General features: G+C 35.7%; 11 protein-coding genes. 9 read left to right on the top strand and 2 right to left on the bottom strand.

What is annotated here, in order from left to right:
• Positions 1 to 665: 665 nt before the first annotated feature.
• Positions 666 to 4,907, bottom strand: coding sequence for an acyl-CoA dehydratase activase-related protein (locus tag G600_RS0103335; RefSeq protein WP_027430662.1), 4,242 nt, complete (start codon positions 4,905 to 4,907; stop codon positions 666 to 668).
• Positions 4,908 to 5,236: 329 nt separating this feature from the next.
• Between G600_RS0103335 and G600_RS0103340 the strand changes: the two genes are divergently transcribed.
• The 5 genes from G600_RS0103340 (at position 5,237) to G600_RS0103360 (ending at position 11,340) form a co-directional block, all read left to right on the top strand.
• Entirely contained in the window at positions 5,237 to 6,202 is a 966-nt protein-coding gene (locus G600_RS0103340) for a PHD finger domain-containing protein (protein ID WP_027430663.1), read from the top strand.
• Between the two features lie 110 nt (positions 6,203 to 6,312).
• The gene (gene pyk / locus G600_RS0103345; RefSeq protein ID WP_027430664.1) at positions 6,313 to 7,743 is read left to right on the top strand and encodes a pyruvate kinase; all 1,431 of its coding nucleotides are present in this window, start codon (positions 6,313 to 6,315) and stop codon (positions 7,741 to 7,743) included.
• Positions 7,743 to 8,258: a VanZ family protein gene (locus tag G600_RS13670; RefSeq protein WP_051195341.1), complete on the top strand. Its 516-nt coding sequence runs from the start codon at positions 7,743 to 7,745 to the stop codon at positions 8,256 to 8,258. The genes pyk and G600_RS13670 overlap by 1 nt, the downstream gene beginning before the upstream one ends.
• A gap of 468 nt (positions 8,259 to 8,726) precedes the next feature.
• On the top strand, positions 8,727 to 9,950 hold the full coding sequence (tyrS, locus tag G600_RS0103355) for a tyrosine--tRNA ligase (protein WP_027430665.1): 1,224 nt from the start codon (positions 8,727 to 8,729) through the stop codon (positions 9,948 to 9,950).
• Positions 9,951 to 10,128: 178 nt separating this feature from the next.
• Positions 10,129 to 11,340, top strand: a complete 1,212-nt coding sequence (locus G600_RS0103360) for a hypothetical protein (protein ID WP_027430666.1) — start codon at positions 10,129 to 10,131, stop codon at positions 11,338 to 11,340.
• A 122-nt stretch (positions 11,341 to 11,462) separates the two neighbouring features.
• Here G600_RS0103360 and G600_RS0103365 read toward each other — a convergent pair whose 3' ends face one another.
• Positions 11,463 to 13,220, bottom strand: coding sequence for an Rqc2 family fibronectin-binding protein (locus G600_RS0103365; protein WP_027430667.1), 1,758 nt, complete (start codon positions 13,218 to 13,220; stop codon positions 11,463 to 11,465).
• A gap of 146 nt (positions 13,221 to 13,366) precedes the next feature.
• Between G600_RS0103365 and G600_RS0103370 the strand changes: the two genes are divergently transcribed.
• The 4 genes from G600_RS0103370 (at position 13,367) to rlmD (ending at position 16,637) form a co-directional block, all read left to right on the top strand.
• A complete protein-coding gene (locus G600_RS0103370; RefSeq protein WP_027430668.1) occupies positions 13,367 to 14,245 on the top strand; it encodes a YicC/YloC family endoribonuclease in 879 nt (292 codons plus the stop codon).
• Between the two features lie 105 nt (positions 14,246 to 14,350).
• Positions 14,351 to 14,989 carry a guanylate kinase gene (gmk, locus tag G600_RS0103375; RefSeq protein WP_027430669.1) on the top strand — a complete coding sequence of 213 codons (639 nt, stop codon included), beginning with the start codon at positions 14,351 to 14,353 and terminating at the stop codon, positions 14,987 to 14,989.
• A complete protein-coding gene (locus G600_RS0103380) occupies positions 14,989 to 15,363 on the top strand; it encodes a DNA-directed RNA polymerase subunit omega (RefSeq protein WP_027430670.1) in 375 nt (124 codons plus the stop codon). The genes gmk and G600_RS0103380 overlap by 1 nt, the downstream gene beginning before the upstream one ends.
• 110 nt (positions 15,364 to 15,473) lie before the next feature.
• Positions 15,474 to 16,637, top strand: coding sequence for a 23S rRNA (uracil(1939)-C(5))-methyltransferase RlmD (gene rlmD / locus G600_RS0103385; RefSeq protein WP_051195342.1), 1,164 nt, complete (start codon positions 15,474 to 15,476; stop codon positions 16,635 to 16,637).
• Positions 16,638 to 16,653: the final 16 nt, after the last annotated feature.

Raw genomic sequence — 16,653 nt, forward strand, 5'->3', positions numbered from 1 at the left:
ATCCATCACATTTAGAAAATGAAAGTAAGGCACAAAATAAAAGGATTTTAAAGCTTGATTGAAGTTTTAATAAGTCGACATGTTAGAAGGACATGAGAGTTTTAGAATCTATTGATTTAAATCAAATAGGTCTTTGACCTACAATTTTATAAGTACTTAAAAGAAGCAAGTTCGCTGTGTTCCGGTCATAGCGAGCTTGTTTTTTTATTGCTTTGGAGTGGGGGGTCCTATAATTAATAGATTTGAGTTGCTTGCTTTTCTATTTAGGTGACGGGCCCTTTTAGAGCCTCTAAATTCGGCGTATTTGTGCCTGTGAATCGTATTCGAACAAGTTTAAGGCCCAATCGGAAGAGAATAATAAGCTTCTCTGTTTAGTTCCAGAAGCCCATAAAAAAAGACTCTAGCTTTCACTAGAGTCTTCATTAACATTTTTATTCATTGTCGTCTTCTTCAGCAGCAATCACACCTGAGATTACTGAAACTAAAACAACACTTGCAATTATAGCAATTGAAACACCAATAATTGGTCCTAAAAATAATAAAAACATTTTGTCACGACCTCCATTCATAGATTAGTTATATTATATATCTTGTTGCAAAGATTTTCAATGTCTTATTAGGTTAGTTGTTAAACAGAAGTCAAAGTCATAATTTCCTAAAGTCTATTATGAAATTTTTTGTTCTTTCTTAAGGTTTTTATTAGCTGTTGAAAGCATAAGCTTAATTCTGTTAAGCTGGTTAACTTCAGAAGCACCTGGATCGTAATCAACTGCGATGATATTAGATTCAGGGAATGCAGCTCTTAATTCCTTAATTACACCCTTACCAACGATGTGGTTAGGTAAGCAACCAAATGGCTGACAGCAAACGATATTTCCGGCACCGTTGTGAATTAATTCGATCATTTCACCAGTAAGTAACCAACCTTCACCTGTCTGGTTACCAAGAGAAACTAAGTCCTTAGCAAGGTTAGCAGTTTCTTTAATTGATGATGGAGCATCAAAACGCTTACTTGCAGCTAAAGCCTTGTTACCTTCTTTTCTGAACCATTCAAGGAAGCTAATAAGTGTGTTACCAATAAGGGCAGTCTTTTTTGGAGCGCCAAGGTATTGATGCTTAAAGTTTGTATTCTCCGCACTGTAGAGTAGGAAGCCCATTAAGTCTGGAACTACGGCCTCAGCACCCTCAGATTCAAGTAACTCAACTAAATAGTTATTAGCAGCTGGCATGAACTTAACTAAGATTTCACCAACAATACCAACTCTTGGTTTCTTAATATCAAGTAATGGAATTTCATCGAAATCCTTTACAATAGCGTGGAGATTCTTGTTGAATTCTCTCATATTTACACGCTTCTTAGTTAACTGCTCAATAACAACCTTCTTCCACTTATCATGAAGTGCATTTACAGAACCAGGAACGGCCTCGTAAGGTCTTGTTCTATAAACAACATTCATAAATACATCGCCATATTCAATAGCCATCATAGCCTTTTTAAGCATTGGGATAGTGTATGTAAAGCCTGAGTTCTTTTCAATTCCTTGAGCAGAAAGTGAAATAACAGGTACATATTCTAAGCCAGCCTTAGCAAGGGCTCTTCTAATAAATCCAATATAGTTAGAAGCTCTACAACCACCACCTGTCTGAGAGATAATAATAGCAGTTTTCTTCATATCATATTTACCAGAAAGGACAGCATCCATAATCTGACCAACAACCATAAGAGATGGGTAGCAAGCATCGTTATTAACGTACTTTAAACCTACATCTACAGCTGATTTGTTATCATTATCAAGGACAACGAAGTTGTAACCACAAGCATTAAGGGTTGGTGCAAGTAAATCAAAGTGAATTGGTGACATCTGAGGGCAAAGAATTGTGTAATTCTTGCGCATCTCTTCAGTGAATTCAATCTTGTTAAATGCAGCGCTTTCAACCTTTCTCTTGTAGTTATGAAGTTCTCTAACCTTAAGGGCAGCAATTAAAGAACGGACTCTAATTCTTGCAGCACCAAGGTTATTAACCTCATCAATCTTTAAGACAGTATAAATCTTACCTGCCTTAGATAAAATATCATTAACAGCATCTGTTGTAACAGCATCAAGACCACAACCAAATGAGTTAAGCTGAATTAAATCAAGGCTATCATCAGTTCTTACATAGCTTGCTGCTGCGTAAAGTCTTGAATGATACATCCACTGATCCATAACAACAAGTGGTCTGTCAACCTTACCTAAATGTGATATTGAATCCTCAGTTAATACGGCAATTCCATAAGAGTTAATTAATTCAGGAATACCATGGTTGATTTCAGGATCAACGTGGTAAGGTCTACCTGCAAGTACGATACCATGCTTACCTGTTTCGTGAAGGTAATTAATTACCTCTTCACCTTTCTTTCTAACATCTTCCTTAGATTGCATTAATTCATCCCAAGCATGACTTACAGCCTTCTTAACCTCTTTAGCTGGAATATCAGATAATTCCTCAACTAAGCGCTTTGTAAGAATTTCCTTGTTTTCAAATGTCATGAAAGGATTTCTAAAGTCGATATTTTCAGTTTTGATTTCCTCTACGTTATTCTTAATATTTTCAGCATAAGAAGTAACGATAGGGCAGTTGTAATGATTATTAGTATTCTCAATTTCCTTGTGCTCGTAAGGAATACATGGATACCAAATGAACTTAACGTTGTTCTTGATTAACCATGAAATATGTCCATGTGCTAACTTAGCAGGATAACACTCTGATTCTGAAGGAATTGATTCAATACCAAGTTCGTAAATCTTACGGTTTGAGCTTGGTGATAAAACAACTCTATACTTTAAGTCATTAAATAAAGTAAACCAGAATGGGTAGTTCTCATACATGTTAAGAACTCTTGGAATACCAACTGTACCACGAGTTGCCTCAGCTTCGCTAAGTGGCTCGTAGTCAAATAATCTATGGAACTTATAATCAAATAGGTTAGGAAGCTTATTCTTATTCTTTTCCTTACCAAGTCCCTTTTCACATCTATTACCAGTGATAAATCTTCTGTTACCAGAGAACTTATTAATTGTTAAATGACACTGGTTTGTACATCCCTTACATCTTGTAAGAGTTGTTTCATAAGTCAAGTTGTTGATCTGATCAATTGAAAGCATTGATGAATCTGAAATACCATCATATCTTTCTCTAGCAATAAGGGCAGCACCGAAAGCACCCATAATACCAGCGATATCAGGTCTAATAGCCTGAACACCTGTGATCTTCTCGAAAGAACGAAGTACAGCGTTGTTGTAGAATGTACCACCCTGAACAACGATGTGCTTACCTAAATCACCTGGATCAGAAATCTTAATAACCTTATAAAGAGCGTTCTTAATTACAGAGTATGCTAAACCTGCAGAAATATCAGCAACTTCAGCGCCTTCCTTCTGAGCCTGCTTAACCTTAGAGTTCATGAAAACTGTACAACGAGTACCAAGGTCAATAGGGTACTTAGCAAAAAGAGCAGCCTTTGCGAAGTCCTGAACTGAGTAATTAAGTGATTTTGCAAATGTTTCAATAAATGAACCACAGCCTGAAGAACAGGCTTCATTTAACTGAACGGAATCAACTGTCTGGTTCTTAATCTTGATACACTTCATATCCTGTCCACCGATATCAATAATACAGTCAACCTGTGGATCAAAGAAAGCAGCGGCATAGTAGTGAGATACAGTCTCGACTTCACCCTCATCAAGCATAAGAGCAGCCTTAATTAGGGCTTCACCATAACCTGTTGAGCATGAGCTAACAATCTTAGCCTTTGGACTAAGCTTAGAGTAAATCTCCTTAATAGCCTTAATTGTTGTAGCAAGTGGAGAACCATTGTTGCTTGAGTAAAATGAATATAAAAGATTTCCTTCATCATCAACCAAAGCAACCTTAGTTGTTGTAGAACCAGCATCAACACCTAAGTAACAATTACCCTCATAGCTTTCAAGTGGGGCAGTCTTTACCTTGTGAGCGCTGTGTCTTAAAGTAAATCCATCATATTCTAACTGGTTCTTAAATAGAGGTTCCATACGAGCAACCTCAAATTCTAACTGAACCTTGTTCTTTAAACGTGTAATAATATCATCTACGGCCACGAAAACATTTTCATCATAATTCATAGCAGAACCTACTGCTGCAAATAAATGTGAGTGGTCTGGTGCAATGATATTCTCAGGACCTAAGCTAAGAGTTCTAATAAAACACTGTCTAAGTTCTGATAAGAAATGAAGTGGGCCACCAAGGAATGCAACGTTACCTCTAATTGGCTTACCCTGTGCAAGACCTGAAATAGTCTGGTTTACAACGGCCTGGAAAATTGAAACAGATAAATCTTCCTTTGTGGCACCTTCGTTAATAAGTGGCTGGATATCAGTCTTTGCAAATACACCACATCTAGCAGCGATAGGGTAGATAGATTTATAATTCTTAGCATATTCGTTAAGACCCATAGCATCAGTCTGTAAAAGAGAGGCCATCTGGTCGATGAAAGAACCTGTACCACCAGCACAGATACCGTTCATTCTCTGATCAATACCGTTTGTAAAATATATAATCTTGGCATCTTCACCACCAAGTTCAATAGCTACATCACATTGTGGAGCATAGTCTTGAAGGGCAGTAGATACTGCAACTACTTCCTGAGTGAATGGTACGCCTAAATGTTTAGCAAGTGTAAGTCCACCAGAACCTGTGATTACTGGATATACTTCAAAGTCACCTAGCTTTTCTTTAGCTTTTTCAAGCAAAGATTGTAGAGTTTCTTGGATATTGGCAAAATGTCTCTCGTAGTCAGAAAATAAAATGTCGTTATTATCAGCTAATATTGCGAGCTTAACTGTTGTTGAACCAATATCAATACCGAGTCTATATCTATTCATATTCATTGCGGAATTTTCCGCACCTCCTCCTAAAAGTTTTAAAAGCATAAGTATAATTTAATTGCCTTTAACAATTTGTAAACAATTCTGTTATACATTTTAAATAAGAAAGAAAATGTATATAAAAGCAAAAACTTCTAAAATATGCAATCTGATTTATTATAGTGGAAAGAACTATAAATTTCAACTGTATACAATCTTGGAAATTATGAAATTAACCTAAATAAATGTGAATTAATTATATGATTAATTGACAAAGATGGTGTGTCTTTTTTATACTATTTATAGTAATGTCTGTACAATTTGACATAAAAAATTACTAGAGGTGAAAACTAATGAATTTTATGAGAAAATTAGAAAGAAAGTACGGTAAATACGCAATTCCTAACCTTATGAATTACATTATTGTTTTATATATCATAGGTTATGTTTTGTATATTTCAAAACAAGTTACGGGAGTAGATCTTTATTCTACCTTTCTTTCGCTTAATTTCAGGATGATTATGAGAGGACAGGTTTGGAGACTTGTTACTTATATCATCCAGCCACCTTCAACTAGTATTATTTTTATATTTTTTGCCCTATATTTCTATTACATGATAGGAACAAGTTTAGAAAGACTCTGGGGTTCTTTTAAGTTTAATGTCTATTTCTTTAGCGGCGTTATTCTTAATATAATCGCAGCTCTTATCATTTACTTGATTTGGGGCGTAAGTATGGATCTAAATACTTATTTTATTAATTTGGCACTATTTATGGCTTTTGCTGTTGAATTCCCTGATATGGAAGTATTACTTTTCTATATTATTCCAATCAAGGTTAAATGGCTTGGTATTTTAGATGCAATCTTTTTAGTAGCTCAGATAATAGGTGGATATGCTGCATTAATAGCATATAATACAGACAATTCGGTATTATTTATGCGTTTGTATCTTAACTTTGGCTTTGAATGGTTTAGCGCAACAGCAGCTTTGATTGCTATGTTGAACTTCTTTATTTTTATGATTCTTTATAAGAAGGGACCAGCTAAGAGTAAGACACAAAAGAATTTCCGCAAGGCAACAAAGAATTCTAATAGGACTTCTTTTAATGAGCGTTTTTACAATGCTAATAGTGAGAAGACTAACTGGGAGGATGCAAACAGTTACAGACCAATTAATCCAGGTGGAGCACGTCACAGATGCGCAATTTGCGGAAGAACTGAAAAGGATGGAGACTTAATTTTTAGATATTGTTCAAAGTGCAATGGTAATTATGAGTATTGTCAGGATCATTTATATACTCATGTGCACGTGAAATAATTGTCTAAATGGAATTAATGCTTGATTTATAGCGCATGCTATATTATAATGACAGATGTTTTTGGTTAAATTTAAGTAGAATTAGAGATTAGAGAATTTCGGAGGAAAGTATGAAGAAGACTAAGATTATTTGTACAATGGGACCTAATACTAACGACAGAGAACTTATTAAGAAGTTAGCATTAGCAGGAATGGATGTAGCTAGATTTAATTTTTCCCATGGTGATCACGAAGAACAGGCAGGCCGTATGGCATTAGTTAAGAGCGTTAGAGAGGAAATTGGAAAGCCAATCGCAACACTTCTTGATACTAAGGGTCCAGAAATCAGAACAGGTGCAGTAGCAGGTGATAAGAAGGTTACTCTTGTAGCTGGACAGAAGTATACACTTACAACAAAAGAAGTTGAAGCAACTAATGAAATTAACTGCATCACATACGAAGGACTTCCACATGATGTAGTAGCAGGTAACACAATCCTTATCGATGACGGTTTAATTGAACTTAGAGTTGATGACGTTGTTGATGGAACAGATATTATTTGTACAGTAGTTAACGGTGGTGAGTTAGGATCTAAGAAGGGTGTTAACGTACCTAACGTTTCAATTAGACTTCCAGGTATCACAGACAAGGATAAGGAAGATATTATCTTTGGTGTTGAACAGGGATTTGATTTTATTGCAGCTTCATTCGTTCGTAATGCAGCTTGTATCCAGGAAATCAAGCAGTTACTTTGGGCTCATGATTCAGACATTCCAGTTATCGCTAAGATCGAGAATGCTGAAGGTATCGACAACTTAGATGAAATCATTAAGGTTGCTGATGGTATCATGGTAGCTCGTGGTGATATGGGTGTTGAAATTCCAGCTGAAGATGTTCCACACATCCAGAAGGAAATCATTGCTAAGTGTAATGCAGCTTATAAGCCAGTTATTACAGCTACACAGATGCTTGATTCTATGATTAGAAACCCACGTCCTACAAGAGCTGAGGTTAATGATGTTGCCAACGCTATTTACGACGGTACAGACGTTGTTATGTTATCAGGTGAGACTGCTAATGGTAAGTACCCATTAGAAGCTCTTACAATGATGGCTAAGATTGCAGAAAGAACAGAAGCTGATTTAGCAGGTAGAGAAGCTGAATTAACTAACGTTCATGCTAAGAGAAACGTATCTTCTGCAGTTTGTAACGCAGCAGTTCAGACAGCTGCTAACTTAAATGCAAAGGCTATCCTTTGCCCAACAATTTCAGGATTTACAGCTAGATTAACATCTAAGCTTAAGCCAGAAGCTGAGATCATTGGATGCTCTCCATATGATAACGTTCTTAGAAAGATGCAGCTTTATAGAGGTGTTAGACCAGTTAAGTCTGCTCCAGAAACTAATACAGATAAGATCATTGAGCATGCTGTAGAAGTTGCTGAACAGGCTGGATACATTGAAGAAGGCGATACAGTAATCATTTCAGCAGGTATTGCTACAACTTCAGCTCCAACTGCTAAGCGCGGTTTAACTAACACAATGAGAGTTGTTACTCTTTAATGGATAAATTTAAAATTTGCGGCAGGGTGCTTATATGGCTCCCTGCTATTTTTATAGCCATCACTATTTTTAGTTTTTCAAACCAGAATGGTGATGAGTCACAGGGTCTAAGTAACAAGGCTGCTGAGGTTATTTTGACAGCGGGTGACAATTTAGGACTTGTAAAGTTTACAGATACTAATACTAAAGCTAACATGATAGAGGATTTACAGGTTCCTATTAGAAAATGTGCTCACATGGGGGAATATGCTGTTTTAACCATGTGTATATTTATAGCTTTTATGTTTAATGGAGTTGCTTTTAGATGGTCTAGAATACTTAGTCTTTTATTAACTATTATTTGGGCTAGTTCAGATGAAATCCATCAATTGTTTATTGCAGGTAGAGCAGGACGATTTTTAGATGTATGTATTGATACATTTGGCTCATTAATTTTTCTTGGAATAGTAAGTTTGATTCATCATCATCTAGAAGTAAAGAAAGAAAAGAATATATTTAGTGAGCTAGATCTTTAAATTTATGCTTGAAGAATATATTCTTTTGTGATAAGCTTTTAAAGTAAATTTAATATTAAAGCGATGATGGAAACAAGTAGGAATTTGTGGAAGCTACAGAGAATTGCCGGTTGATGAGAGGCGTTAGGGAAAGCAAGTTTTGAATACCTTCCGGAGTGTTTAACTGAAATTATAATTTTTGTTTTGAGGATGAGATACATTTTCATAAAAGTTATAAGACTAGGAGCGACGTATTGGTACACGTTATAGTACTAAGAGTTAAGGAATCTAAGGATTCTAAGACTTGATGAGGCAAGAAGCGCGAGTTTCTTGTGAATAAAGGTGGTAACACGGGATTTCACTCTCGTCCTTTTAATTAAGGATGGGAGTTTTTTTATTGCGATTTAGAAGCGATACAATCTCGTCCTTTCAGTCTCATTTTTATAATAATTGAGGCACAATCATATTATAATTAGGAGGTTCATAAATATGGGTATTTATGAAGAATTAGTTGCTAGAGGCTTAATCGCTCAGGTAACAGATGAAGAAAGAATTAGAGATTTAGTAAACAATGGTAAGGCTACTTTCTATATTGGTTTTGACCCAACTGCTGATAGTCTTCATGTAGGTCACTTCATGGCTCTTTGTCTTATGAAGAGACTTCAGATGGCTGGCAATAAGCCTATCGCTTTAGTAGGTGGCGGTACAGGTATGATTGGTGATCCTTCTGGTAGAACTGATATGAGAAAGATGTTAACTCCAGAAACTATTCAGCACAATTGCGATTGCTTTAAGAAGCAGATGGAGAAGTTCATTGATTTCTCTGATGGCAAGGCTTTAATGGTAAATAATGCTGATTGGTTAATGAACTTAAACTACATCGAAGTTTTAAGAGAAGTAGGTGCTCATTTCTCAGTAAATAACATGCTTCGTGCAGAATGCTACAAGCAGAGAATGGAAAAGGGCTTATCATTCCTTGAATTTAACTACATGATTATGCAGGCTTATGACTTCTATATGTTATACCAGAAGTACGGCTGTAACTTAGAGTTTGGTGGCGACGATCAGTGGTCTAACATGCTTGCTGGTACTGAGCTTATTAGAAGAAAGTTAGGCGAAGATGCTTCAGCTATGACAATCACACTTTTACTTAACTCGGAAGGTAAGAAGATGGGTAAGACTGCTTCAGGTGCTGTTTGGCTTGATCCTGAAAAGACATCTCCATACGACTTCTACCAGTATTGGAGAAATGTAGGCGATAACGATGTTCTTAAGTGCATCAGAATGCTTACATTCTTACCACTTGAAGAAATCGATGAGATGGATAAGTGGGAAGGTGCTCAGCTTAACAAAGCTAAGGAAATCCTTGCATTTGAGCTTACAAAGTTAGTTCACGGTGAAGAAGAAGCTAAGAAGGCAGAAGAGACTGCGAAGTCTATCTTTAGTGGTGCAGGTGCTGCAGCTAACATGCCAGAAGCTAAGATTTCAGAAGATGTATTTGTTGATGGTTCAATCAATGCAATCGCTTTAGTTGCTGCAACAGGCCTTGTAAAGTCTAATTCAGAAGCTAGAAGAGCTATTCAACAAGGAGGTGTAAGCGTTGATGGTAACAAGGTAACTGATATCAACGAAACATTTGCTAAGGAAAAGTTTGAAGGCGAAGGAATCGTAGTTCAGAAGGGTAAGAAGAACTTCGTAAGAGTTAGCTTATAATTATGAAAATGTAATAAAGAGTCTAGTATATCTAGACTTTAAACTTACTAACCCCGGTGGGAGTGCCAAGCATTTCTTCCGGGGTTATTCTTGTTTTAGCAAGGTGCATAGTGTATAATATAGTTAAATTTATAGTTGTAACCAATAGACGTGAATAAAAAAATAAAAGAGGATTTATATGGATAAGGCGCAAAAGACTTACATTCGCTTAGTCTCTATAATGGTTTTGTTATGCTTAGATTTTATTTGTCTGCTTTGCTTTTTGGGTGGTGGCTTGTTTCAGGACATTTTAAATCTAATAAGCCTAAATTCTGACAAATTAACAGAAGCTGAGAAAAATCTCTACAATATGCAATATTACTTGGCTTTTAATATAATTTATAGATTTGTATTTTCCTTTGCAATCCTTGCGGTATTTATTGCATTTATCGCAGTATTGTTTAGGCTTAGTAAAGCAGGAAGAATCGCTATTATTGCAAATCTATCAAGCATTGCCACAGCAGTAGTTGTAATTGTTGCTAGACTCTTAGAGGGGAATAAAAGCGTACATAGAAAGATTACAAATTTGTTTTTAGGTATCAATGGAGACGATTTTGTCACCATGCAGGCATTGCCTAAATTACTTGTTGTGCCAATAATTATTATAATTTTGTCACTGCTATGTTTGGCAATGGTTAAGTCTAGTAAAATTGAAAAAATACGACTTTATAACAAAGCCAACGCCCTAAGTGGAACTAGTATTTACATGGTTGCCATGTATGGATATGTGGGAATTGACGTGCTTAGAAACAATTTAAGTTATATGATTATGAATAAAAAGGATCTAGCTTGCATGAATTCCTTAAATTACTTAAGGACCTTTTATATAGATAATAATAAGATTCTAGGTTTGCCAATTTCTTATATTTTAATACTGATTATTGGCCTTGGAATCATAACAGATAAGTTTCTAAAAAAGAAAATTGCAGGAATTATCTCGGTTTTAATACCGACTTTAATCTCAATTGTAATCATTGTAATTAACATAATTAATAAGCCTGTGATTCTTGGAAATGTAACTACGGATTTGAATATTTGCGACATGGTTGATTTTGCCTACTTTGCCTTTTTAGCAAATTTCCTTATTACCTGTCTATATATAAACCTAATGCTAGTCTACATTATAAGCGTTAGGGGCAACAAAACTCAGATGTTAATTTTAATTACCATTAACATCATTTTAAATCTAATTGGTCAAATAATTGCTAAAAATTTTAGTGGTATTGCAATTCACTTTATTATGTGGAGCGTGGCAGATATTATAAGCACCGTAATCGTCCTAGTTCTTATGATTAATATTCATAAGTATCGAAAGAGAAAAAGACGAGAAGCTAGAGAAAGCAAAGATTAAAGGATTTTTGAAAATGTGCCATTTGGGTAAGTAAAAACCTACGTCCATAAGAAATAATAAAAATTAGGAAGGTCAAGTTGCTGGGAATCCCAAAACTTAACCTTCCTTTGTAAAAATAGGACTTAGTCCTCAACTTCCTTTAACATAGAAATGTCTGATTTTGCAATAAGAGAGTAATTTGTATAATAGACAACAAATCCAGGTTTTGCCTGAGCTGGCTTTTTAACTTCCTTCTTTACAACGTAGTCTATTTCTACCTTTTCAAGTTCTCTGCCCTTAGAGTAGTAGGCTGCAAGAGCTGCTGCCTCCTCGAAAGCTCTATCAGGAATTTCCTTGCCGTTAGTTCTTAAAACTACATGGGAACCTGGCATTTGCTTAGCATGAAACCACCAGTCGTTGGCATTGGCAAACTTAAAAGTAAGCTCGTCATTCTGACTGTTATTCTTACCAACATAGATGTCAAAACCATCAGAAGAAATGTAGTGAAGTGGCTTACTTGAAATCTTTTTAGAATTTTTCTTCTTAGAAGACTTTATATAGCCTGTTTCGTGAAGCTCTTCCTTAATCTGATTTAAATCGTCCTCGCTAACTGCAATTTCAAGAGAATTAAGAACAGACTCAAGATAGTTAATGTCTGCGCTAACTTCCTTAATAAGTATAGTTGTGGCCTCGTAAGTTCTCTTTAACTTGTTATACTTTGCAAAATACTTGTTAGCATTTTCAATAGCAGATAAATCCTTATCAAGTGGGATAGTGATTTCGCTGTTATCGTAGTAATTGTTACAAGTGTAGCTCTCATCTCCACTAGTTACATCATAGCTGTAGGCAGATAGTAGCTCGCCATAAATCTTATATTTTTCCTTCTTCTCAGTGTCCTTTAACTGTCGCTCCTGAATATCTAACTTCTTAATGTCACGCTCCAAAATAGTAGTAACAATTCGTCTTAAATCCGCAGATTTTTGATGAATTCTAGTATAGATTTCCTTCTTCTTATAAAAATCACGAATCAAATCACTAATTGACTCATAATTTGAAATGGCAATATCACTTGTCTTATTAGAACCTGAAAACATCTCAAGCTCAAAAGCCCAGAATTCCTTAGGAATGTTGTTTGAAAAGACTATGTTAGGCTTGTAGTTGCCTGCCTTAATATCAGCAAGTAATTTTGAAAATGTGTCAAAAATCGCCTCTTTGTCTGCATTTTCCAAACAATTCGCTGGAAGCTGGCTATCAATCTTAGCTCTTATGCAAAGTTCTTCGCCTGCAAGGCTAGAAAAACCGGTGTAGGTTTGATAAATTGCTTTAGAGATAGGTTGTGCCTTTGAGAATACATTTTCAAAAAACTCATCCTTAGTGGTAGCAACAGGGTTTAACTTGTTGTTAGTGTTAGTTATAAAATATGGGCGACCCGGTAGAACCTCACGCACGGAGCTCATCTGAGCGGATACGTGGCGGATACTATCAAGAATCATATTGTCCTCATTAACTAGGATAATGTTACTATGCTTACCCATAAACTCAGTAATTAAGTGCTTTCTGCAAAGGTCACCAAGCTCGTCAAGGTGCTCGATTTCAATATCAATAATTCTTTCAAATTTTGGCTGAGTGATTGAAATAATACGACCATTGTTTAGATGCTTTCTAAGTAACATACAGAAATTAGGCGCTTTTATAGGGCTTGTCTTATTATCCTTTGCAAGATAGCAAAGAGGAAGAGTAGGATTTGCTGATAAAAGTAGTCTGTACTGACCCTCAGAAGTTTTTACTGTAAGAAAAAGCTCGTCGTTTTCCGGCTGAGCGATTTTATATAATCGACCATTTTTAATGGTTTTGTTTAATTGATCAACAATATTTGAAATTACAATTCCGTCGAATGCCATTATTTTGCCTCCTTTTGTCTCGTATAAAGAGTTTAGCAAATTCTTGTATAAATTCCTAGTTCTTCTTGTGATTTTTGCAATATATTGTTATAATTATAGAAGTTTGTGGGGTTATTCAAATAAATACATTTACGAGGTGAAAATACGTGATTAAAAGTATGACAGGCTTTGGAAGAAGCGAGATTTTAAGAAATAATAGAAAGATTTTAGTTGAGGTTAAATCCGTTAACCATAGATATTTAGAAGCAGGAATTAAAATGCCAAAGAAGCTCAATTCTTTCGAGTCTAGAATTCGTGAGACTTTAAAGAAGTACGCTAATAGAGGTAAGGTGGATATTTTTATTAACTATGAGGACAATAACGAGAATCAGGTTAATATTAAATATAATGATGCAATTGCTAAGGAATATATGGACATTTTCAAGAAGATGAGCGAAGAGTTTAATATTGAAAATGATGTCAATTGCGCAGCGCTTTCAAGATACCCTGAGGTTATTACAATGGAAGAGGTTCAAGTGGATGAAGACGAGTTATGGGCATTTATTGAGGAGGCTCTAAAGGAGTGCTTTAGCCAGTTTGTTGAAACTAGAATCTTAGAGGGTGAGAACCTAAAGAAGGACTTACTTTTAAAGCTTGATCACATGGAAGAGCTTGTGGACTTTATTGAGAAGAGAAGTCCTGAAATCATGAAGGAATACAGAGGTAAGCTTGAAAATAAGATTAAGGAAGTCTTAGGAGATACTAATATTGACGAGCAAAGAATTGCTACTGAGCTTGTAATATATGCCGATAAGATTTGCGTAGACGAAGAGACAGTTAGACTTAGAAGTCACATTAATCATGCTAGAAAATGTCTTTCTGAAGACGGTGGTGTTGGTAGAAAGATGGACTTTATCGCTCAGGAAATGAACAGAGAGTCTAATACAATTCTTTCAAAGGCAAATGATATTGATATTTCTAATGCAGCAATTGATTTAAAGACAGAAATCGAGAAAGTAAGAGAGCAAATTCAGAATATCGAATAAATTTTACTTGATTGTTTTTTCTCCCTTAGGTATAATAGTCTTTGCGCATTATGTAAAGATTTATTCTTTATTGGTGCAACATAATTTAAGATTTGAGGTTATGTTATGAACAATAAAGGTTTATTAATTGTTTTATCTGGCTTTTCAGGAGCAGGTAAAGGAACAGTTGTTAAGAGCTTACTTGCTAGTCATAAGGATGAATACTGTTTAAGTATTTCAGCAACAACTCGTAATCCTAGACCAGGTGAAGAGAATGGCAGAGAATACTTCTTTAAGACAGTAGAAGAATTCGAGGCTATGATAGACAAGAATGAATTAATAGAGTATGCAAAGTATGTAAGCAATTACTACGGCACACCTAAGGCTTATGTCGAGAGTCAGCTTGAAGCTGGTAAGAATGTTATTCTTGAAATTGAGATGCAGGGAGCACTTGATATTAAGAAGATTTATCCGGATGCGGTGCTTATTTTCATCACACCTCCATCTGCTAAGGAATTAGAGAACAGACTCCGTGGTCGTAACACAGAGGATGAGGCTACAATTCTTGCAAGACTTTCAAGAGCTTATGACGAGTCTGAGGGCTTAGAAGAATATGACTACATAATTCTTAATGATGAAGTTGAGAAGTGTGTAGAAAGAATAGTGGGAGTTGTTGCATCTGAGAAGATGAAGACAGCTAACAATGAAGAATTAATTAACAAAGTAAAGGAAGAGCTTAAAGCTTATTCGAAAGGAGAACAATAATGATACATCCATCTTATACTGAATTAATGGCAGTTATTAACAGCGAGGTTGAAGAGGGCGAGCAGCCTTTAGTACAATCAAGATATTCTATCGTTAAGGCAACAGCTACACGTGCTAAGGAAATTATTGATGCAAGATCAATCCAGGAGAAGATTAACAAGGCTAAGGCTGATGCTACGGTTAAGGAAAAGGAAAAGGATAAGGACAAGAAGGAAGTAGAAGAGAAGAAGATTTCTGCTGAAGACGAAAGAAAGTTAATTATTGGTACTCCTCTTATTCATTCAACAGATAATGATAAGCCTTTATCTATCGCTGTAAGTGAATTATACCAGGGTAAGGTTAAGATCGTTGGTAACAGCGACGAGCAGTTCTAATAAAACTAATATATAATGATTACAATAATAGGCAGTCATCTAGATTTTAGGTGACTGCTTAATTTAGTATAAACGTTTATAAAGTTAAGTTTAATTTATTTGAGGTAAATATGAGTAGTTATAACGAAGAAACTAAGGCAATAAATTGTCCTTATTTTGAGGATTGCGGGGCTTGCGCCTATGCAGGAATGAAATATGACAACGAACTTGCAATTAAGACTAGAGACATGGAAAAGCTCTTTAAGGATTTTACTAAGGTGGAGCCAATTGTCTCTATGTATAGACCGATTTATTATAGAAACAAGGTTCATGCCGTGGTTGCCGCTGATAAAAAGGGCAATATCCGCATGGGCACTTATAAGGAAAATAGCCATGATGTAGTAGACATCAAAGACTGCATGATTGAAGATGAAGTATGTCGTAGTATCATTAATACCATCAAGGAGCTTATGAAGTCCTTTAAATATAAGGCCTACAATGAAGATACAAGACAGGGCTTTTTGCGCCACATTCTTATAAGACGTGGCGTTGTAACAAAGGAAGTTATGTTGTGCCTTGTAACCGGCGACATTGCATTTCCATCAAAGAACAATTTCCTTAAGGAAATCAGAAAGCGCCATCCTGAAATTACTACAATTTTGCAAAATGTAAATAATTCAAAAACTAGTATGATTCTTGGCAAAAGAACAGTAACTCTTTTTGGTAAGGGTTATATTGAGGACATTCTTTGCGGACTTAAGTTTAGACTCGGCATTAGCTCATTTTATCAAATTAACCACGACCAGACAGAAAAGCTCTACAAGAAAGCTATTAAGCTTGCAAACCTTACTAAGCAAGACACTGTAATTGATGCTTATTGCGGCATCGGCACTATTGGAATGGCTATGAGCAAGGCTGCTGGCCAAGTTATTGGTGTTGAGCTTAATGAAAATGCAATCGAGGACGCAAAAGTTAACGTTAAACTTAACAATATCAAAAACATTTACTTTCAGGCAGCAGACGCAGGGGAGTTTTTAGTAGACTACGCAGCAAGCGGCCGTAAGGCTAACGTTGTTGTAATGGACCCACCAAGATCTGGTTCAAGTCCAGAATTTCTTAAATCTATACTTAAGATTAAGCCGGATAGAGTGGTTTATATTTCATGTAATCCTGAAACTCAGGTGAGGGATATAAAGACTTTGATTAAGGGCGGCTATAAGGTAAGTCCTGTGACACCTTTTGATATGTTCCCACATACAGCGCATACAGAGACTGTGTGCCTCTTGAGTAGATGAAAACTCTAAATGTAAA

Source organism: Lachnospira multipara ATCC 19207 (genome assembly GCF_000424105.1).
Taxonomy (GTDB): domain Bacteria; phylum Bacillota; class Clostridia; order Lachnospirales; family Lachnospiraceae; genus Lachnospira; species Lachnospira multipara.

Excerpts from the sequence above, each read along its gene's own strand:
- G600_RS0103380 (WP_027430670.1), top strand. The coding sequence starts at position 14,989 with ATGATACATCCATCTTATACTGAATTAATGGCAGTTATTAACAGCGAG.
- G600_RS13670 (WP_051195341.1), top strand. The coding sequence starts at position 7,743 with ATGGATAAATTTAAAATTTGCGGCAGGGTGCTTATATGGCTCCCTGCT.
- G600_RS0103340 (WP_027430663.1), top strand. The coding sequence starts at position 5,237 with ATGAATTTTATGAGAAAATTAGAAAGAAAGTACGGTAAATACGCAATT.
- tyrS (WP_027430665.1), top strand. The coding sequence starts at position 8,727 with ATGGGTATTTATGAAGAATTAGTTGCTAGAGGCTTAATCGCTCAGGTA.
- pyk (WP_027430664.1), top strand. The coding sequence starts at position 6,313 with ATGAAGAAGACTAAGATTATTTGTACAATGGGACCTAATACTAACGAC.
- rlmD (WP_051195342.1), top strand. The coding sequence starts at position 15,474 with ATGAGTAGTTATAACGAAGAAACTAAGGCAATAAATTGTCCTTATTTT.
- gmk (WP_027430669.1), top strand. The coding sequence starts at position 14,351 with ATGAACAATAAAGGTTTATTAATTGTTTTATCTGGCTTTTCAGGAGCA.
- G600_RS0103365 (WP_027430667.1), bottom strand. The coding sequence starts at position 13,220 with ATGGCATTCGACGGAATTGTAATTTCAAATATTGTTGATCAATTAAAC.
- G600_RS0103335 (WP_027430662.1), bottom strand. The coding sequence starts at position 4,907 with ATGAATATGAATAGATATAGACTCGGTATTGATATTGGTTCAACAACA.
- G600_RS0103360 (WP_027430666.1), top strand. The coding sequence starts at position 10,129 with ATGGATAAGGCGCAAAAGACTTACATTCGCTTAGTCTCTATAATGGTT.